At 72.7% G+C, this 19,003-nt stretch carries 12 protein-coding genes and 1 pseudogene; 10 read left to right on the plus strand and 3 right to left on the minus strand.

Going from position 1 to position 19,003, the window contains the following annotated elements:
- Nucleotides 1-134 precede the first annotated feature (134 nt).
- The 4 genes and pseudogenes from lanKC to ABZ453_RS23650 all read left to right on the plus strand — a co-directional run.
- Entirely contained in the window at nucleotides 135-2,702 is a 2,568-nt protein-coding gene (gene lanKC / locus ABZ453_RS23635) for a class III lanthionine synthetase LanKC (RefSeq protein WP_359017354.1), read from the plus strand.
- 74 nt (nucleotides 2,703-2,776) lie between these two features.
- Complete coding sequence (locus ABZ453_RS23640; RefSeq protein WP_030937754.1) at nucleotides 2,777-2,893, plus strand: SapB/AmfS family lanthipeptide; 117 nt, start codon at nucleotides 2,777-2,779, stop codon at nucleotides 2,891-2,893.
- A gap of 130 nt (nucleotides 2,894-3,023) precedes the next feature.
- Complete coding sequence (locus ABZ453_RS23645) at nucleotides 3,024-4,691, plus strand: ABC transporter ATP-binding protein (protein ID WP_359017356.1); 1,668 nt, start codon at nucleotides 3,024-3,026, stop codon at nucleotides 4,689-4,691.
- Nucleotides 4,692-5,616: 925 nt separating this feature from the next.
- Nucleotides 5,617-6,153: pseudogene (locus tag ABZ453_RS23650) on the plus strand (ATP-binding cassette domain-containing protein); the annotation flags it as partial.
- A 234-nt stretch (nucleotides 6,154-6,387) separates the two neighbouring features.
- On the opposite strand, the gene ABZ453_RS23655 reads toward ABZ453_RS23650, so the two are convergent.
- Entirely contained in the window at nucleotides 6,388-6,996 is a 609-nt protein-coding gene (locus ABZ453_RS23655; protein ID WP_359017358.1) for a response regulator transcription factor, read from the minus strand.
- A gap of 322 nt (nucleotides 6,997-7,318) precedes the next feature.
- Here ABZ453_RS23655 and ABZ453_RS23660 point away from each other — a divergent pair, with 322 nt between their 5' ends.
- Nucleotides 7,319-9,463 (plus strand): SpoIIE family protein phosphatase, encoded by a 2,145-nt coding sequence (locus tag ABZ453_RS23660; RefSeq protein WP_359017360.1) that lies wholly within the window; start codon nucleotides 7,319-7,321, stop codon nucleotides 9,461-9,463.
- Between the two features lie 295 nt (nucleotides 9,464-9,758).
- Here the strand turns inward: ABZ453_RS23660 and ABZ453_RS23665 are convergent, their stop codons facing one another.
- A complete protein-coding gene (locus tag ABZ453_RS23665) occupies nucleotides 9,759-11,228 on the minus strand; it encodes a S1 family peptidase (RefSeq protein ID WP_359017362.1) in 1,470 nt (489 codons plus the stop codon).
- 190 nt (nucleotides 11,229-11,418) lie between these two features.
- On the opposite strand from ABZ453_RS23665, the gene ABZ453_RS23670 reads away from it, so the two are divergent.
- The 5 genes from ABZ453_RS23670 to ABZ453_RS23690 all read left to right on the plus strand — a co-directional run bounded on the left by ABZ453_RS23670 (nucleotide 11,419) and on the right by ABZ453_RS23690 (nucleotide 18,465).
- A complete protein-coding gene (locus ABZ453_RS23670; protein ID WP_359017364.1) occupies nucleotides 11,419-11,832 on the plus strand; it encodes a PaaI family thioesterase in 414 nt (137 codons plus the stop codon).
- 454 nt (nucleotides 11,833-12,286) lie between these two features.
- A complete protein-coding gene (locus ABZ453_RS23675; protein WP_133043658.1) occupies nucleotides 12,287-12,502 on the plus strand; it encodes a type A2 lantipeptide in 216 nt (71 codons plus the stop codon).
- Nucleotides 12,503-12,621: 119 nt separating this feature from the next.
- A complete protein-coding gene (locus tag ABZ453_RS23680) occupies nucleotides 12,622-13,428 on the plus strand; it encodes an HlyD family efflux transporter periplasmic adaptor subunit (protein ID WP_359017366.1) in 807 nt (268 codons plus the stop codon).
- Nucleotides 13,425-15,647: an NHLP family bacteriocin export ABC transporter peptidase/permease/ATPase subunit gene (locus ABZ453_RS23685; protein WP_359017367.1), complete on the plus strand. Its 2,223-nt coding sequence runs from the start codon at nucleotides 13,425-13,427 to the stop codon at nucleotides 15,645-15,647. Before ABZ453_RS23680 ends, ABZ453_RS23685 begins: the two co-directional genes overlap by 4 nt.
- Nucleotide 15,648: 1 nt before the next feature.
- Nucleotides 15,649-18,465, plus strand: coding sequence for an NHLP bacteriocin export ABC transporter permease/ATPase subunit (locus ABZ453_RS23690; protein ID WP_359017369.1), 2,817 nt, complete (start codon nucleotides 15,649-15,651; stop codon nucleotides 18,463-18,465).
- 7 nt (nucleotides 18,466-18,472) lie between these two features.
- Here ABZ453_RS23690 and ABZ453_RS23695 read toward each other — a convergent pair whose 3' ends face one another.
- Nucleotides 18,473-19,000 carry an SRPBCC family protein gene (locus tag ABZ453_RS23695; RefSeq protein WP_359017371.1) on the minus strand — a complete coding sequence of 176 codons (528 nt, stop codon included), beginning with the start codon at nucleotides 18,998-19,000 and terminating at the stop codon, nucleotides 18,473-18,475.
- Nucleotides 19,001-19,003: the final 3 nt, after the last annotated feature.

Genomic DNA, 19,003 nt, shown 5'->3' on the forward strand with positions numbered 1-19,003 from the left:
CAAGGCGTGTCGAGTCGAAAGAGGCCGAACATGTCTTGACGCATGCGTACCGCACGGTGACCTCGTGACACGGGTGACTGTCCACGGCCGTGCCCCGGCTGGAAGTCTCGATGCGGGGCCACGGAAGGGGATCCATGGACAAGCGGTACGAGGTGTACGCCCTCGCGGACAGACACTTCTACGACACGCCGGACCGGCTCGCCGCGGCCGGTGAGCAGGGCACCGCCCTGTTCGCGACGGCCCGCCGCGAGGTTCCCGAGGGCTGGGACGCGGCGCGGATCGGGGACTGGCTGACGCTGACGCCGCTTCAGGCGGACGGCAGTCCGGTGGCCGGGCCGGCGCAGGGCTGGAAGATCCACGCCTCGGCCACCCGGGAGAACGCCGAACGGATCGCCGCGACCGTGTGGGACTACTGCGTACCGCGCCGGATCCCCTTCAAGTTCGTCCCCGGACCGCATCTGCTGCATCTGCGCAACACCAAGTACGCGGGCCGCGACACCAGCGGCAAGTTCGTGACCGTCTACCCGGCCGACGAGGAGCGGCTGCACCGGGTGCTGTGCGAGCTCGGCGCCCTGCTCAAGGGCTGCGAGGGGCCGTACATCCTCACCGATCTGCGCTGGGACGACGGCCCGCTCTACGTCCGCTACGGCGCCTTCGCGCGCGCCTTCACCGTCGACGAGCGGGGCTCGCTCGTGCCGGCCGTGCGGGACGGCGAGGGCCGACTGGTGCCGGACCGGCGGGCGCCCTCCTTCCAGGTGCCGGAGTGGGTGACGCTGCCGGACTTCCTCGGACCGCATCTGGCGGCGCGCGATGCCACGACGGTGGGCGATCTGCCGTACCGCATCGAGAAGGCGCTGCACTTCTCCAACGGCGGCGGGGTCTACGCGGGCACCGACACCCGGGACGGGCGCAGGGTCGTGCTGAAGGAGGGGCGGCCGCACGCGGGTCTCGCCTCCGACGGGGCGGACGCGATCGCCCGCCTGGAGCGGGAGAAGGCGGCGCTGGAGCAGGTCGCGGGGACCGGTGTGGTGCCCGAGGTGCGGGACTGGTTCACCCTGGGCGACCACCGGTTCCTGGTCATGGACTTCGTCGAGGGGCGCCCGCTCAACTCCTTCTTCGCCGAGCGTCATCCGCTGCTCACCGCGGATCCCGACCCGCAGGCCGTCGCCCGTTACACCGAGTGGGCGGTGCGCGTCCACGGGGCGGTGGAGCGGGCGGTGGAGGCCGTGCACGCGCGCGGGATCGTCTTCAACGACCTGCACGTCTTCAACATCATGGTCGCGCCGGACGAGGAGTCGGTCTTCCTCATCGACTTCGAGGCGGCGGCCCCGGCGTCGGCGAACGGCCGGCAGGTCGTCGCCCACCCGGGCTTCTTCGCCCCGCCGGACCGCACGGGGGCCGACGTCGACCGGTACGCACTGGCGTGCTTACGGCTCGCGCTGTTCCTGCCGGTGACCACCCTGTTCGTGGTCGACCGGGGCAAGGCCGCCCATCTCGCCGAGGTCGTCGCGGAGCAGTTCCCGGACGTACCGCGCGAGTTCCTCGACGAGGCGGTCGAGGAGATCACGCGCGGCGCGGGCAGCGCGGCACCGGCCTTCGTACGGCCCGGGGACTGGCCGTACAGCCGGGACTCGATGGTCAAGGCGATCCTCGCCTCCGCCACCCCGCAGCGCGACGACCGGCTCTTCCCCGGCGACATCGCCCAGTTCTCCGACGGCGGCGGACTCGGGCTCGCCCACGGTGCGGCCGGGGTGCTGTACACGCTGGCCGAAACCGGCGCCGAGCGCTACGAGGAGGGCGAGCGCTGGCTGCTCGCCCACTGCGACCCGCCACCGGCCGGCACCCCGCTCGGTCTCTACGACGGTCTCGCGGGCGTCGCCCATGTCCTGGACCGGCTCGGTCACCGACAGCGGGCGCTGGACCTGGTCGAGGGCATCCTCGCGGAGAAGTGGCAGAACCTCGCCTCCGACCTGCAGGGCGGACTGGCCGGTCTCGGCCTGGTCCTCGGCGAACTGGCCGACCGCACGGGCGAGTCGGCGCTGGGCGAGCGGGCCGCCGAGGCCGCGGACATCCTTCTGCGGCGGCTCGCCGAACCGCTGCCGGAGCAGCGCCGGCGCCGGGCCGGGCTGCTGCGGGGCGCGACCGGGCCCGCGCTGTTCCTGCTGCGGCAGTACGAACGCACCGGTGACGAACGGCTGTTGGAGGGCGCCGGTGTGGCACTGCGCCGGGACCTGGACTGCTGTGTCGTGCAGAAGAGCGGCGGCGGACTGGAGGTCGACGAGGGCTGGCGGACCCTGCCCTACCTCGGCGACGGCAGCGCCGGGCTCGGCATGGTCCTCGACGACCATCTCGCGCACGCCTTCGACGCCGGGTTCGACAAGGCGCGCGCCGGCATCCTGACCGCCGCCACCTCACGCTTCTACGCGCAGCCCGGCCTCTTCCAGGGCCGCGCCGGAATGATCCTGCACCTCAGCCGCACCACGGCACCGGGCGCGAACGAGCGACGGCTCGCCGAGCAGATCGCCGGGCTGGGCTGGTACGCGATGGCCTACGAGGGCCAACTGGCCTTCCCCGGGCACCAGATGATGCGGCTGTCCATGGACCTCGCCACCGGAACGGCGGGCTGTCTCCTCGCGCTCGACGCCGCGAGCGGAGGCCGTGCCCACCTGCCGTTCCTGCCGCCCCCGAGGCGGCCCTCATGACGCGGCTCCGCAACCGGACGGAGTCGTGACCCAACCCCCGTCCCCACGGGTGGACACCGAAGGAAGGACACGAAATGGCACTGCTCGACCTGCAGACGATGGAGTCCGACGAGCACACCGGCGGCGGTGGCGCCAGCACGGCCAGCCTCCTCTCCTGCATCAGCGCCGCGAGCGTTCTGCTCTGTCTCTGACACACCTCGCGTGTTCACGGCTCCGGGCGGTCACTCCCTCCGAGGGAAGGGCCGCCCGGGGTCCTGCGCACCCCTACGACCCCGGGGCGGTATGACGACGACGTCGACGTGTGCGGACGCTGGACAGCCCATGCCGCTGACCGGCCTCGCGACCCGGCACAGCGCGGCCCGCTGCGTGGCCCTGTGCCTGGTCGGCGTGGCCTCGACCGGCGCCGGCCTGCTGCTGCCGGCCGCGCTCGGCCGCACCCTGGACCTGCTGCTGGCCCACGCCCCCGTGACCCGCTGGGTGCTCACCTGTGCCGGGCTCGTCCTGGCGGCGGCCCTCCTCGACGCCGCCGAGACGGTGCTCAGCGGCACCCTCGACGCCCGTACCACCGCATGGCTGCGGCGCCGGCTGACCGGACACGTCCTGGCCCTCGGTCCGCGCGCCACCGCCCGCTTCGGCCCCGGTGACCTCGTCGCCCGGCTGGTGGGCAACGCGGCGCAGGCCGGGACGGCGCCCGCCGCCCGCGCGGCACTGCTCGCCGCGTTCGCCGGGCCCGCCGGCGGCATGGTGGCCCTCGGCCTGATCGACCCCTGGCTGGTGGCGGTGTTCCTCGTCGGGGCGCCGGTGCTGACCCTGCTGCTGCGCGCGTTCGCCCGGGACACCACTCGCTGTGTGGCGGAGTACCAGCGGGTGCAGGGCAGGATCGCGACGGCCCTCGCGGAGGCGGTGGAGGGGCATCGCACGGTCCGGGCGGCCGGTACGGCGGACAGGGAGGCGGCACGGATCCTGCGCCCGCTGCCCGAGCTGTCCCGCGTGGGGCGGCTGATGTGGCGGGTCCAGGGACGGGCCGCCGGTCGGGCGAGCGCCGTGGCACCGCTGCTGCAACTCGGCGTCGTCGCGGTCGCCGGAGTCCTGCTGGTCCGGCACCGGCTGACCGTCGGCGAAGTGCTCGCGGCCTCCCGGTACGCGGTCCTCGCGGCCGGCGTCGGCGTCCTGGTCGGCCAGTTCGCGAGCCTGGCCCGCGCGCGGGGGGCCGCCGAACGCGTCGACGAGGTCATGGCGCAGCCCGCTCCCGTCCACGGTGAGCGTCGGCTGCCGCCGGGGCCCGGCCGGCTGGAGCTGCGCGGAGTGACGGCCCGGCGCGGTGGACGGACCGTGCTCGACGGCGTCGACCTCGTCGTACCCGGCGGCAGCACGCTGGCCGTGGTCGGCCGCTCCGGCACCGGCAAGTCCCTGCTCGCCGCGCTCGCCGGACGCCTGGCCGACCCCGACGCCGGGGAGATCCTGCTGGACGGCGTCCCGCTGCGCGAGCTGTCCCACGACACGCTGCGCCGAGCCGTCGGCTACGCCTTCGAACGTCCCGCCCTGCTCGGGGCGACCATCGAGGACGCGATCGCCCTCGGCCTGCCCTCCCCCTCCCCCGCCCGCGTGCGCGAGGCGGCCCGGACGGCCCACGCGGACGACTTCGTGCGCCGGCTGCCGCAGGGCTACGCCACCCTCTGCGCGGACGCCCCGCGCTCCGGGGGCGAGTCCCAACGCCTGGGCCTGGCACGGGCGTTCGCCCACGGCGGGCGCCTGCTCGTCCTCGACGACGCCCTCTCCAGCCTCGACACGGTGACCGAGTCCCGTATCACCGAGGCCCTCGTGCCGCCCGGCTCGGGCGGCACCCGGCTGCTCATCGCCCACCGCGCGGCGACCGCGGCACGTGCCGACGCGGTGGCCTGGCTGGCGGACGGCCGGGTGCGCGCGGTGGGGCCGCACGCGCGGCTGTGGCGCGATCCGGAGTACCGGGCGGTGTTCGGGGATGGCTGACGGCGTCGTGCGGAGCGGACTGCGCTTCCTCCGGGGCCGGTGGCGGGTCCTCGTGGGGCTCGCGGCCTGGTCGGTGCTGGAGACGGGGCAGACGTTCCTCACCGGGTACGCGCCCGCGCGGGCGCTGGACGAGGGGTTTCTGGCCGGGCGCACGGACGTGGGGCTGGCCTGGCTCGCGGTCGCCGGGCTGGGCGTGGTCGTGGGCGCGTACGGCACGGCGCGCGTCTACGGGGCCGTCGCCGCGCTGGTCGAGCCTCTGCGGGACCGGCTGGTGGAGCGGGTGGTCGGGCGCGGGGTGCGGGAGGCCGACGGCGGGGCGCTGTCACGGCTGACCCAGCAGGTGGAGATCGCCCGGGACACCTTCGCCGGGCTGGTCATGGTGTCGCGGTCGTTCATGTTCACCGCGGTGGGCGCGCTGGCCGGGCTGTTCTCCCTCGACCCGCTCCTCCTGCTGGTCGTCGGGCCGCCGCTGCTGGCCGGTGTGGCCCTGTTCGCGGCGACGCTACGGCCGCTGGCGCGCCGGCAGGAGGCGTTCCTGACCGCCGACGAGGAGCTGGCGAACCGTCTGGGCGCGGTGTGCCCGGGGCTGCGGGACGTCACGGCGACCGGCGCCGAGCAGACGATCGCCGCCGACACCGCGGAACGGGTGGACGCCGAGTTCCGCGCTGCCCGTTCCCTCGCCCGCTGGGGCGTCCTGCGGGTCGCCGCGCTCGCGCTCGGCGGCCGGCTTCCCGTCGTACTGCTCCTGGCGTCCGCCCCCTGGCTCCTGGCCCACGGCGTCAGCACCGGCGCCCTGGTCGGCGCCCTCGCCTACACCACCCAGTCCCTCCTGCCGGCCCTCCACAGCCTCGTGCACGGCCTCGGCACGAGCGGCTCCCGCCTGACGGTGGTGCTGCGCCGGCTGGTCTCGGCCGGCAAGGGCGAGATGCCCGACACACCCCGCCGTACTCCCGCCGCCGACGACGCGTCCCCCGCCCACGAGTCCCCCGCCCTGTCCCTGGCCTCCGTCACCTTCGCCTACGGCCCCACCTCCGCCCCCGTCATCCAGGACCTCGACCTCACCCTGCCCCCCGGCGCCCACCTGGCCGTCGTGGGGCCGAGCGGGATCGGGAAGTCGACGCTCACCGCGCTGGTCGCCGGGCTGCTGGAGCCGAGGTCCGGCTCCGTCCGGGTCTGCGGGGAGCCGGTGCCCTCGGCCGGGGCCGCCGCGCGCCGGGTGCTGATCCCGCAGGAGGCGTACGTGTTCACCGGGACGCTCGCCGAGAACCTCGGGTACCTGCGGCCCGAGCCCGTGCCCGAGGCGGAGCTGCTCGCCGCCGCCGAGGCGGTGGGGCTCGCCCCGCTGCTCGACCGGCTCGGCGGGCCCGGCGCCCAGGTCGATCCGGCCGCGCTGTCCGCGGGGGAACGGCAGCTGATCGCGCTGACCAGGGCCTACCTGTCGTACGCCCCGCTCGCCCTGCTCGACGAGGCCACCTGTCATCTGGACCCGCGGGCGGAGGAGCGCGCGGAGCGGGCCTTCGCGCAGCGCCCCGGCGGCACGCTGGTCGTCGTGGCCCATCGCATCAGCTCGGCCCGGCGCGCGGGGCGGGTCCTGGTGCTGGACGGGCGGGGCACCGCCTGCGGATCCCACGACGAACTGGTGCGGTCCTCGCCCGTGTACCGGGACCTGGTCGGCAGCTGGGCGCCCGTGCCGGCGTCAGAGCCAGCCCTCCCCCTGCGAGATGCGGATCGCGTCGATGCGGTTGCGGGCGCCGGTCTTGCGGGTGATGGCCGCCATGTAGTTGCGCACCGTCCCGTTGGACAGGTGCAGGCTCCCGGCGATCTCCGCGACGGAGGCCCCCTCGGCGGCCAGGGATAACACACTCAGCTCCCGCCGGGTCAGCGGCATCTCCGCTGCCTTGAGGAAGCCGAACCCCAGCGAGTCGTCGACGAAACGTTCCCCCTCGGCGACCCGGCGGATCGCGCGCACCAGGCGGTCCGGCGAGCCCTCCTTGTCGACATAGCCGAGCGCCCCCGCCTCCGCCGCCTGTTTCAGCAGCCCCGGCCTGCTCGCGCTGGCCAGGACCAGGAGTCTCGGCGGGATCCCGTCCCGGTCCCGACGGCTGAGTTCACCGGGAAACGGGACACCGCATCCGCCCGAACTCTCCAGGTCCACCGCGCAGATGTCGGGCCGCAGGGCGCGCAGCCGGGCGGGCGCCCCCCGCCATGTCGTGTCCTCCACCCTCAGATCCGGTTCCCGGCACAGCCACTCCGCCAGGACCGAACGCATCAGACACTCGTCGTGCACCAGAAGTACGCGGATCACTGCCCGTCCCTCAGATTCGTCCGACTCATCCATGGTGTTGAGCGCGTGCCCATTGTTGGCGGCCCGCATCATCCGTGGGCGCGAAGAACCGGCCATCAGGGTGCGCGGGGGCGCGCACGGGGCGCCCGCACGCCACCGCGCGCAACGACTGGGGTGGCATGGGTCGGGCCCGAGCGGGTACGCGGGTGTTCTTCACCGAGTCGCGGTTTCGCCTGCCCATCTTCGGGCCGATCGGACGCGGCCGCGCCCCGCTCGCCGTGCGCGTCCGGTCCGCAGGGGGCAGATTTGATCCCTGGGACCCGCCGCCGAGCCGTGCGAGGAGGTGGTCGGCGTGTCCGACGGGCAGGGGGCCGCCCAGACGCCGGCGACCGTGCGGACGCGGGTGGGTCGACCGCTGCTGTCGCTGGCGCTCGCCTCGATGATGGACGAGGTGCACGCGCACTCCGGCGCGGTGTATCTGCTGGCGGCCGGCGAGCCGGTGCTGGAGATGGCCGTGATGGCGGGATTGCCGCGCGCGTTCGCGGCGCCGTGGGAACGGGTGGGGCTGAGCGCGCCGATCCCTGTCGCCGACGCGCTGCGCGAGCGGCAGCTGGTGTGGGTGGGCGGCGAGGAGGACATGGCGGCCCGCTACCCCCGGATCGCCATGGTGCTGCCGTACCCCTTCGCGCTGGCCGCCGTGCCGGTGGCGACCGAGTCGACGGCCTACGGCGCCGTCTTCGTGACCTGGCCCGGCTCCCATCCCCCGGAGTTGTCGGACCGGGAGCGGGACCATCTCACGGCGGCCTGCGACCGGCTGGCCCTGCGGCTGGAGCGTGCCCTCCAGGAGAGCCGTCCGCCGCTGCCGGAGCCCGATCTGCTCGCCACGCCGGTGGTGGCCGGGGCAGCGGGCACGCTGGGCACCGTGGAGGCGGCGCGGATGGTGGCCAGGCTGCCGTACGGGCTGTGCTCCCTCGACCTGCACGGCCGGGTGGGCTTCGCCAACGCGGCCGCGGCCGAGCTGATCGGCGTCCCGGTCAGCAGACTGCTGGGCAACCAGCTCTGGGCCGCGGTGCCCTGGCTCAACGACCCGGTCTACGAGGACCGTTACCGCGCGGCGCTGCTCAGCCAGCACACGACGTCGTTCGTGGCGCTGCGGCCGCCCGGGGACTGGCTGTCGTTCCGGATGTATCCGAGTACGTCCGGGCTGAGCGTGCGGGTGACCCGGGCGCGGGCGGTCACGGAGATGAACAGAGCAGGTCCGCAGCCCGGCGACGCCCCGTCCCGGCTGGTCACCATCTCGCAGATGCTGACGCTGGCGGGGGCGCTCACCGAGGCGGTGGGGGTGCAGGACGTGGTGCAGCTGGTCGCGGACGAGATCGCGCCGGCCGTCGGCAGTCAGGCGCTGGTCGTCCTCGGTTCCCGGGCGGGGCGGCTGCACGTGCTGGGGCATCGCGGGTATCCGGACGAGCGGATCGTGGAACGGTTCGACGGGATGCCGCTGGCCCGGCCGACTCCGGGCACGCACGCGCTGGCCACCGGAGTGCCGGCGTTCTTCGCCTCCCGCGAGGAGCTGGAGCGGCTGTACCCCTCCGTACAGCCACCCCCGGGCGGCTTCGAGGCCTGGGCCTATCTTCCGCTGATCGCGTCCGGCAGGCCGGTGGGCACCTGTCTGCTGGCCTATGCCGAGCCGCGCCCGTTCCCCGCGGACGAGCGGGCGGTGCTCACCAGCCTGGGCGGTCTGATCGCACAGGCCCTGGAGCGAGCCCTGCTGTACGACGCCAAACACCAGCTGGCACACGGCCTGCAACAGGCCCTGCTGCCGCACTCGCTGCCCTCGCTGCCCGGCGTCGAGGCGGCCTCGCGCTATCTGCCCGCCACCCAGGGCATGGAGATCGGCGGCGACTTCTACGACCTGGTGCCCACGCAGGGCGTGGCGGCCGCGGTGATCGGGGACGTGCAGGGGCACAACGTGACCGCGGCCGGGCTGATGGGCCAGATCCGCACCGCCGTGCGGGCGTACACGACCGTGGGGCAGGCTCCGGAGGAGGTCATGCGCAGCACCAACCGGCTGCTGATCGATCTGGGCGCCGACCTGTTCGCCAGTTGTCTGTATCTGCGGCTGGATCCGGCGCGCGGGCGGGCCGTGATGGCCCGGGCCGGTCATCCGCCGCCGCTGCTGCGGCGTCCGGACGGGCGGGTACGGGTGCTCGATCTGGCCGGCGGTCCGCTGCTCGGCATCGACGGCGCCGCCGCGTACCCGACGACGGAGGTGGGCCTGGCACCCGGCTCGGTGCTCGTGCTGTACACCGACGGGCTGATCGAGTCGCCGGGCGTCGACATCGAGGACGCGCTGGCGCACCTCGGGGAGCGGCTCGGGGAGGCCGGGGAGCTGCCGCTGGAGGAGCTGGCCGACCATCTGCTGCGGCACGACGACGGAACCCGCGAACGGCTGGACGACGTCGCGCTGTTGCTGCTGAGGGCGTGCTGAGCCCGCGGACGCGGTGCGGGACGACGTCCCGTCGCGTGGGGCGGCCGGTCAAGCGGACCCGACTCCCAGGTCGCGGCCCGAACCGCCCTCGCCGGAGGCTGTGTTGAGGCCTGTCGGGCCGGGACCGGCGGTGATCGCACGACGGTCGGCGACAGCACGTGCCGGACGGCTCCACGGCGGAAGCGAGGGACCGCGATCGGCGGCACCCCGCCCGGGGACACAAGCCGGTGCGGCCCGGCCCTCCCGCCGGAGGGCCGGGCCGTCCACTGTCGACCGGAACCGCTGGTTGGGCCGATCAGCGGGTCTGGGTGAGCGACGAGCCGTCGTTCGCACCGGTCCCGGACTGGTCACCGGTGCCGGACTGGTCGCCCGTGCCGGCTCCCGACTGGTCACCGGTACCCGACTGGTCGCCGATCCCGGACTGGTCGCCCGTGCCGGACTGGTCGCCCGTGCCGGACTGGTCGCCGGTGCCGTCGGTGGCCGTCGCGGACGGGTCGGCCGAGCCGCCCACCGCGTCGCCGCCGCCCGCCTGGTCGCCGGCGCCGGTGCCGTCGGTCGCGGAGGCGGAGGGGTCGGCCGAGCCGCCCTGGTCGCCGGCGCCCGCGCCCGCGCCGCCGTTGCCCAGCGTGGCGCCCGTGGCCTGCAGGGCCGTGGTCACCGGCTGGAAGAAGGTCTCGCCGCCGGCGGTGCAGTCGCCGCTGCCGCCGGAGGTCATGCCGACCGCGCTGCCGTCCTGGGTGAACAGCGAGCCGCCGCTGTCGCCGGCCTCGGCGCAGACGTTGGTCTGGATGAGTCCGGTGACGGTGTCCACGCCGCCCGGGTTGGTCTCGCTCTGGAAGTTGACCGTGGCGTCGAGGCCGGTGACCTGGCCGTCGTGCAGGCCCGTGGTGCTGCCCATGCGGAAGACCTGCTCGCCGACGGTGGCGTCCGCGGCCTGCGTGATCTGGACGGTCTGGCCGTTGCCGACGTTGACCTCGCTGGCGGCCTGGGTGTTGGGGTCGTCGTACTTGACCAGGGAGAAGTCACCGTCGCCGGGGAAGGTGGCCTGGTCCACGGTGGCGATGGGCTGACCCGTCTCGGAGTCGGACCACTGCTTGGCGGCCACTCCGCAGTGACCGGCGGTCAGGAAGGCCGGACTGCCGTCGCTCGCGGTGACGTTGAAGCCGAGGGAGCAGCGGACCGTGCCGCCCTCCGCCTGGGCGAAGATGGCGTCACCGCCCGACACCAGGGTCTTGAAGGTGCCGGAGCTCTTCTTCACCGACGCCATGTCGGCGCCGAGGCTCTTGACCGTCGACGTCAGTCTGTCCCACTTGGCGCCGGTGACCGTGCTGTCGGCCGTGACGGCGAGCTTGTTGGTCTTCGGGTCGATCGCCCACGCCGTGCCCGGGATGGTCGCCTTGGCCTTGAGGGTCTGCGCCCCGGCCTTCAGCGCGGCGAGGCTGTTCTTGACCTCGCGGACCTTCGCGCCGGCCTTCTCCGCCTGCACCACCACGTTGCTGTCGCCGGATATGACGTTCACGACGAGCTGCTGGCTGCCCGAGTCGTAGTACGAACCGGCGAAGGCCTGACCAAGCAGCTGCTGGAGCTGCGCGGCGAGATCCGAGGCGTCCGTCGCCTTCAGGGTCTTGGGTGCGACGGCGGCGCCGTTCGACGATCCGTCCTGTGAGGCCATGGCGTTCGGCAGAAGGATTGCGGCCGCGCCGAGCGCCACGACGCTGCCCGCCGCGATCGCGGCCTTACGCTTCGGAATTCGCTTGTGACTCAAACTTCTCGACCTCCTGGGGGGACCGGAGTCTTTGCCGCCGTTCGGCAGCTGTTCTGTTCTGGCGCCTGGATGGCTGTTGGTACGCAGGGGCCGCGTGGTGCGTTCAATTCCGTTTGCCAACTCTCTTTGCCGGATGCCGAATCGGCCATGACCCGCGTCTGACGCGGCGGCACGGGGAACAATCGCCCATATGACGATGACGACCGCCGAAGCCGACAAGATCCTCTCCGCCAACTTCGCCCCGTGGGTGCTCGAGTTGGGCCTGCGCGTCGAGGCGGTGGGAGACGACCGGGCGATCCTGCGTCTGCCCTGGTCGGACCGCTTGTCACGGGAGGGCGGAGGGCTGTCGGGGCAGGCGCTGATGGCCGCCGCGGACACGGCGACGGTGATCGCGGTGTCCGCGGCGCGCGGGGCGTACGGACCCATGACGACGGTTCAGCAGTCGACGTCGTTCCAGCGCGCGGTGTCCGGTTCGGATGTCCTGATCGAGTCGGTCCTGAGCAAACTTGGCCGGCGCATGGCGTTTGCAGACATCACGATGACCGACGGGGACTCGGGCGAGATCGCCGCCCGCGCGAGCACGGTCTACGCGCTTCTGGGCTGACACGGTCCGCAGTCGGCCGGTGACGAACCGTCGTGAACGGCGCGTCGAATCCCGGCTCCAGAGAATCTGCACATTGAATACTCAACGAAGTCATGGCGAGCGAAGGTTCTGCACAAGCGCGCCCACCCCCCACGCCATTACGACGGGAGTGTCGGATTCACCTGACGATCAGCAAGACCCGGGACGAGCCGATGCGGTGACGCATGTGAAGAACCTGCCACCGAGCCGTGCGCACTCCTGCACGGATCGGGCGTCCGGGGACTCAAGTTGCCTGGTGAGACGGTTGGTTGATTGGAAGCCCTGACCCGCGGCGTGCTTTGATCCATCGCACCGCGGGAGCCGCGAAGGGCTCCGGAGACGGACGCCCGGCACCCGCGGTCCGCGGTCGTCGCTCTGTCCCCAGAGGGGTGCCGCTCCCCCCTTGTGAGATATCCATATGAAGGGAAGTTCCATCATGAACTCCACCCCCCAGGTTGAGACCGTCGAGATCTCCGACGCCGAGCTCGACAACGTCTCCGGCGGCCTGTCCGTGAACGCCCTCGGCACCGTCACCGGCCTGGTGGACGGCATCGCCCCGGTTTCCGGCCTGGTCGACACCGCTGTCGGCACCGTCGAGGGTGTCACCGGCCTGAACACCGCCCCGGTCACCAACCTGGTCGCCGGTCTCTGATCACACCTCTTGTGATCGTGAGTCCCGGAGCCGTTCGCCGGCTCCGGGGCTTGTCGTTGTCGTGAACCAGCCGGCTCGCCGAGCCGGTCCTTCCTCGTTTTCAGGTGAGGGAAAGTCCCGTGCAGTTCCGCCAACAGGCCCTCGCCAAGCTCCAGTCGCCGGAGGAGCTCGACCTCCCCGTGCGCTTCGCCCGGCCGCAGGGCTGGCTCGCGCTGTCCGTGACGGTGGTCGCGGTGGCGGCCGCCTCGGTGTGGGCGGTGACCGGCTCGGTGGCCTCCACGGTCAGCGCGCCCGCCATCCTCACCCACGGTCAGGGCAGTTACATCCTGCAGAGCCCGGTCGCGGGCCAGGTCACCGCCGTGCTGGCCGAGCAGGGCGAGCGACTGCCCGCCGGCTCCCCCGTCCTCAAGGTCAGGACGGCACAGGGCGACACCGTCGTCCGCACGGTCGCCGCGGGCCGGATCACCGGACTCGCCGCCACCATCGGGCAGATCATCCAGACCGGCGCGAACGTGGCCGCCGTGGAGAAGGTCGCCCACGCCTCCGACCCGCTGTACGCCACGGTGTACGTGCCCGCCGAGAACGCCGCCTCCATCCCCGCGGACGCCGAGGTCGACCTGACCGTCTCCTCGGTGCCCACCCAGACGTACGGCGTGCTGCGCGGCCAGGTGAAGTCGGTGGACCGCTCCGCGGAGTCGGCCCAGCAGATCGCCGCGTTCCTCGGGGACAGCCAGTTGGGCGAGCAGTTCACCAAGAAGGGCCGCCCGGTGGCCGTACTCGTGAAGCTGGACAAGTCCGCGGCGACGAAGAGCGGTTACCGGTGGTCGTCCAAGGACGGCCCGCCGTTCGGCCTCACCTCCATGACCATGGCCTCGGGCTCGATCCGGCTGGCCGACCAGCGTCCCGTCGATTGGCTGCTGCCGTGAGCACCGCACAGGAGACCCGGAGCAGGCGCCGCTCCGCTCCGCCCAAGCGCCCGGTCCCCAAGGCAAGGGCGAAGACCGTCCGCACACCGACGGTCCTGCAGATGGAGGCCGTGGAGTGCGGCGCCGCCTCCCTCGCCATGGTGCTCGGCCACTACGGCAGGCACGTCCCGCTGGAGGAGCTGCGCATCGCCTGCGGTGTCTCCCGGGACGGCTCACGGGCCAGCAACCTGCTGAAGGCGGCGCGCAGTTACGGCCTGACGGCCAAGGGCATGCAGATGGACACGGCCGCCCTCGCCGAGGTGAGGACCCCGGCCGTGCTGTTCTGGGAGTTCAACCACTACGTCGTCTACGACGGCATGGGACGTCGCTTCGGCCGGCGCGGTGTCTTCATCAACGACCCCGGCAAGGGCCGCCGTTTCGTGCCGATGGAGGACTTCGACGGCAGCTTCACCGGTGTCGTGCTGGTGATGGAGCCCGGCGAGGGCTTCACCAGGGGCGGCCGCAGGCCCGGCGTCCTCGGCGCGATGCCCGCCCGGCTGCGCGGCACGGCGGGCACCATGCCGGCCGCGGTGCTGGCGAGCCTGCTGCTCGTCCTGGTCGGGGCGGCGGTGCCGGCGCTCAGCCGTACCTATATCGACATGTTCCTGATCGGCGGGCAGACCTCGCTGCTGGGGGTGCTGTTCGCGTCGATGGGCGCGTGCGTGCTGTTCACCGTCCTGCTGACCTGGCTGCAGCAGGCCAACCTGCTGCACGGCCGCATCATCTCCTCCACCCTCTCCAGCGCCCGTTTCCTGCGCCATCTGCTGCGGCTGCCGGTGACGTTCTTCGCCCAGCGCAGCCCGGCCGACCTGGTGCAGCGGCTGCAGTCCAACGACCAGGTGGCCGAGACCCTGGCCCGCGACCTCGCGGCGGCGGGCGTGGACGCGGTGGTCGTCGTCCTCTACGCCGTCCTGCTCTACACCTACGATCCGCAGCTGACCTTCGTCGGCATCGGCGTCGCGCTGCTGAACATCGTCGCGATGCGGGTCGTCATCCGGCTGCGGGCCACCCGTACGGCGAAGCTGCGCGCGGACAGTGCCCGGCTCACCAACACGGCGTACACGGGCCTGCAGTTGATCGAGACGATGAAGGCGACCGGCGGCGAGGACGGCTACTTCCGCAAGTGGGCCGGACAGCATGCCACGACGCTGGAGGAGCAGCAGCGGCTCGGGGTGCCGAGCGCCTGGCTGGGCGTGGTCGCGCCGACGCTGGCCTCTCTCAACAGCGCGGTGATCCTGTGGGTCGGCGGTATGCGCGCGGTCGAGGGCGGCATCTCGGTGGGTCTGCTGGTCGCCTTCCAGTCGCTGGTCACCCGCTTCACCGCCCCCATCACCCGGCTCAACGGAGTCGCGGGCCGCATCCAGGACTTCGCCGCCGACGTGGCCCGCCTGAAGGACGTCGAGAACTTCCAGGCCGATCCCCTCTACGGTCGCCCCGACGCCGGTGACTCCACGCGCCGGCTGCACGGACATGTCGAGCTGCAGAACATCACCTTCGGCTACAACCCGCTCGACAAGCCGCTGCTGACGGGCTTCGACCTCACGGTCGGCCCGGGCCAGCAGGTGGCCCTGGTCGGTGGCTCGGGCAGCGGCAAGTCGACCGTCTCCCGCCTGATCTCGGGTCTGTACTCCCCCTGGGAGGGCGTGATCCGCATCGACGGGCAGCGCCTGGACGACATCCCGCGCGGGGCGCTGGCCGCCTCCGTGTCCTTCGTCGACCAGGAGGTCTTCCTCTTCGAGGGCTCGGTCCGCGACAACGTGGCGCTGTGGGACCCCTCGATCCCGGACGACGCCGTGATCGACGCGCTGCGGGACGCGGCCCTGTACGACGTGGTGACGCGCCGGCCCGGCGGCATCCACAGCAAGGTCGCGCAGGACGGCCGCAACTTCTCCGGCGGTCAGCGTCAACGCCTGGAGATCGCGCGGGCGTTGGTGCGCCGGCCCAGCATCCTGGTCCTGGACGAGGTGACCAGCGCGCTGGACGCGGAGACCGAGCAGGTCGTGATGGACAACCTGCGCCGGCGCGGCTGCGCCTGCGTGGTGATCGCGCACCGGCTCAGCACCGTGCGCGACAGCGACGAGATCGTCGTCCTGCAGCACGGCACGATCGTGGAACGCGGGCGGCACGAGGACCTGGTGGCACGCGGCGGCGCGTACGCGGCGCTGGTCAGGGAGCGATGAGATGACGACCGCACACCAAGGCGACCTGGTACTCGGCGCCCTCGGCTCCCTGGGCAGCCGGATCGACTGTTCGGGCCTCACCCGGCTCGACCTGGAGGGCCCGCAGGTGCTGTGGCTGGTCGCGGCCGGCAGCCTGGACCTGTTCGCGGTGGACGCCGTGCGGCAGGGCCACTGGCACCACCTCGGCCGGCTGGAGGCGGGCTCACTGGTCCTCGGCCCGGTCCTCGGACCCCAACACACCCTGGTCGCCCGTCCGTTGCGCGACTGCGTGGTCCACCGCATCGGCCTGCGCGAGCTGTACCAGACGGCCGACACCCAGACCTGGTCCTACGACGAGTACGGCAACGCGCAGTACGTCCCGCCGACCACCAGCCCCTTGGAGTACGCGCTCGCGCTCGGCGTCGGTCGCGGGCTGACCGTCCTCTTCCAGGCGCCGATGGCGACCGAGCGGGCCACCGAGGTCACCGACGACGACGTCTTCTGGATGCAGGTGCCGCCGGGCAGCGTCCAGTACGGCTCGCTGTACGGCAGCGAGGCCGCGGCCGACCTGCTGATGGACCCGGCGGTGTGGCAGAGCATGGTCGACCAGCAGTACCGGCTGCTGACCACCCTGGACCGCTGGATCGAGCAGCTGGAGCACACCCACGAGACCCGGACGGCCGCCGGGATCAAGGCGGGTGAGGCCGTCCGCGCCCAGGCCGACCGGACGCTGCTGGCCTCGATCGGCAAGTCCTCCGCCCAGCGCACGACGTCCGCCGACGCCGACGCGAGCTACGCGGCGTGCAAGCTGGTCGCCGAGGCGGCCGGCATCCAGCTCGCCGACCGCGCGCAGAGCGGGACGGGAAGCGACCGGCTCGACCCGGTGGAGCAGGTGGCCGTCGCCTCCCGGGTGCGCACGAGGGCCGTACGCCTCGACGGCCGCTGGTGGCGGGACAACATCGGGCCGCTGGTGGGCCACCGCGCCCTGTCGGGTGCGCCGGTCGCGCTGCTGTGGCGGCGCGGCGGCTATGTGGCCGTCCATCCGTCGACCGGACGCGAGACGCCGATCGAGAAGGCCAACGCGGAGGAGTTCGAGCCGCGTGCGGTGATGTTCTACCGTCCGCTGCCCGACCGGACGTTGAGCCCGCTGCGGCTGCTGCGGTTCAGCATGCGCGGCACCGGCGGTGACCTCGTGAACCTGCTGGCCGGCGGTCTGGTGACGGTGGCGATCGGGGCGCTGGTGCCCATCGCCACCGGCAAGGTGCTGGGCGAGTTCGTGCCGAGGGCCCAGACGAACCTGATCGTGCAGGTCTGTCTCGCGGTGATGCTGACCAGCGTGGTGGCGGCGGCCTTCATGCTGCTGGAGAACCTCACCATCCTCCGGCTGGAGGGCCGTATCGAGGCCACCCTCCAACCGGCCGTCTGGGACCGGCTGTTGCGGTTGCCCACGAAGTTCTTCACCGAGCGATCCACGGGTGAGCTGGCGAGCGCGGCCATGGGCATCAGTGCGATCCGCCGCATGATGGCGGGCATCGGACCGGTCGTCGCGCAGTCGCTGACCGTCGGCGCGATGAACCTGGGCCTGCTGTTCTGGTACAGCCCGTCGATGGCCCTGGCGGCGATCGGCATGCTGGTCGTCATCGCGGGCGCCTTCCTCGGGCTGGGTCTGTGGCAGGTGCGCTGGCAGCGCAGACTGGTCGTGCTGAACAACAAGCTGAACAACCAGGCCTTCCAGACCCTGCGCGGTCTGCCGAAACTGCGGGTCGCCGCGGCCGAGAACTACGCGTACGCGGCCTGGGCGGCACAGTTCGCCCGCAGCCGGGAGCTGCAGCAGAGGGTCGGCCGGATCAAGAACCTCACCACGGTGATGGGCGCGGTCTATCTGCCGCTGTGCACCCTGCTGATGTTCATGCTGCTCGCGGGGCCCGCGCGCGGGGTGATGTCGGCTGCCGAGTTCCTCACCTTCAACACCTCGGTGACGATGCTGCTGACCTCGGTCACCCAGCTGACCGGCGCGTTCGTGTCGGTGGTGGCCGCGCTGCCGCTGTTCGAGGAGATCAAGCCCGTGCTGGAGGCGGCGCCGGAGGTGCGCACGGCGAGCACCCGGCCGGGTCCGCTGACGGGGGCGATCGAGGCGCGCCGGCTGTCCTTCCGGTACGCGGACGACGGGCCCCTCGTCCTGGACGACGTGTCCTTCGAGATACGCCCGGGTGAGTTCGTGGCGATCGTCGGGCCGAGCGGCTGCGGCAAGTCGACGCTGCTCCGGCTGCTGATCGGCTTCGACAAGCCGGTCTCGGGCAGTGTCCTGTACGACGGCCAGGACCTGGCCGCTCTCGACCAGTCGGCGGTGCGCCGGCAGTGCGGCGTGGTGCTCCAGCACGCGCAGCCTTTCACCGGCTCGATCCTGGACGTCATCTGCGGCACCGAGCCGTACACGCCGGAGGAGGCGATGGCGGCGGCCGAGATGGCGGGGCTCGCGGAGGACATCAAGCGGATGCCGATGGGGCTGCACACCATCGTCTCGGGCAGCGGCGCGGTCTCCGGTGGCCAGCGTCAGCGCCTCATGATCGCGCAGGCGTTGATCCGCCGGCCGCGGATCCTTTTCTTCGACGAGGCCACCAGCGCCCTGGACAACGAGACGCAGCGCACGGTGATCGAGTCGACGAAGGCCCTGAACGCGACACGGGTCGTCATCGCGCACCGTCTCTCGACGGTTCTGGACGCCGACCGCGTCATCGTGATGGAGGACGGCAAGGTGGCCCAGCAGGGCCCACCCGCGCAGTTGCTGGCGGACACGGGTGGGCGGCTGCACGAGCTGGTGCGGCGGCAGATGACCTGAGGCCGGGTCAGTCGAGGCCGGGAACGGGCGCTCCGGAGGGCACGCCGGCCTCGACGTAGCCGTCGTAGAACTCCTTCCAGGGTGCTCCCGCCCCGGTGTGCGGCCCCTCGGACCGCTCGTCCCGTGCCCTCGCGTCCAGGGCCGCCAGGCACACCTCCCAGCCGGCTCCGTTGCGGGCGGCGGTCTCGGTGGACTGGAGCACGTTGGTCAGGGTGAAGCGGGTGCGGCTGTCGTCCAGGGCCTCCAGGTCGAAGTGGAGTTCGTCGCCGCCCCACTCGAAGGAGAGGTGGCGCGGCTCGTCGAGGGCGAGCACCCGGCCCGTGGACTCGGGCATGTTCGGGTCGCCGGTGAAGGTGATCGTGCCGCCGGGGCGAGGGTCGATCTCGGCGCGGGAGGGGAACCAGTGGGCGAGTTCCCCTGGGTCGGTGACGAACTGCCAGACGCGCTCGATCGGATGGTCGTAGACGCGACTGAAGCGGACGGCCGGGCGGCCGTCGTCCAGGGTCAGATAGGTGCCGGTGAGATCAGCGGCCATGGT

The sequence above is a fragment of the Streptomyces sp. NPDC005799 genome, from assembly GCF_040630525.1.
Classification (GTDB): domain Bacteria; phylum Actinomycetota; class Actinomycetes; order Streptomycetales; family Streptomycetaceae; genus Streptomyces; species Streptomyces griseorubiginosus_B.

Coding starts and splice junctions, on each gene's coding strand:
- lanKC (WP_359017354.1), top strand. CDS start 135: ATGGACAAGCGGTACGAGGTGTACGCCCTCGCGGACAGACACTTCTAC.
- ABZ453_RS23640 (WP_030937754.1), top strand. CDS start 2,777: ATGGCACTGCTCGACCTGCAGACGATGGAGTCCGACGAGCACACCGGC.
- ABZ453_RS23645 (WP_359017356.1), top strand. CDS start 3,024: ATGCCGCTGACCGGCCTCGCGACCCGGCACAGCGCGGCCCGCTGCGTG.
- ABZ453_RS23670 (WP_359017364.1), top strand. CDS start 11,419: ATGACGATGACGACCGCCGAAGCCGACAAGATCCTCTCCGCCAACTTC.
- ABZ453_RS23675 (WP_133043658.1), top strand. CDS start 12,287: ATGAACTCCACCCCCCAGGTTGAGACCGTCGAGATCTCCGACGCCGAG.
- ABZ453_RS23690 (WP_359017369.1), top strand. CDS start 15,649: ATGACGACCGCACACCAAGGCGACCTGGTACTCGGCGCCCTCGGCTCC.
- ABZ453_RS23695 (WP_359017371.1), bottom strand. CDS start 19,000: ATGGCCGCTGATCTCACCGGCACCTATCTGACCCTGGACGACGGCCGC.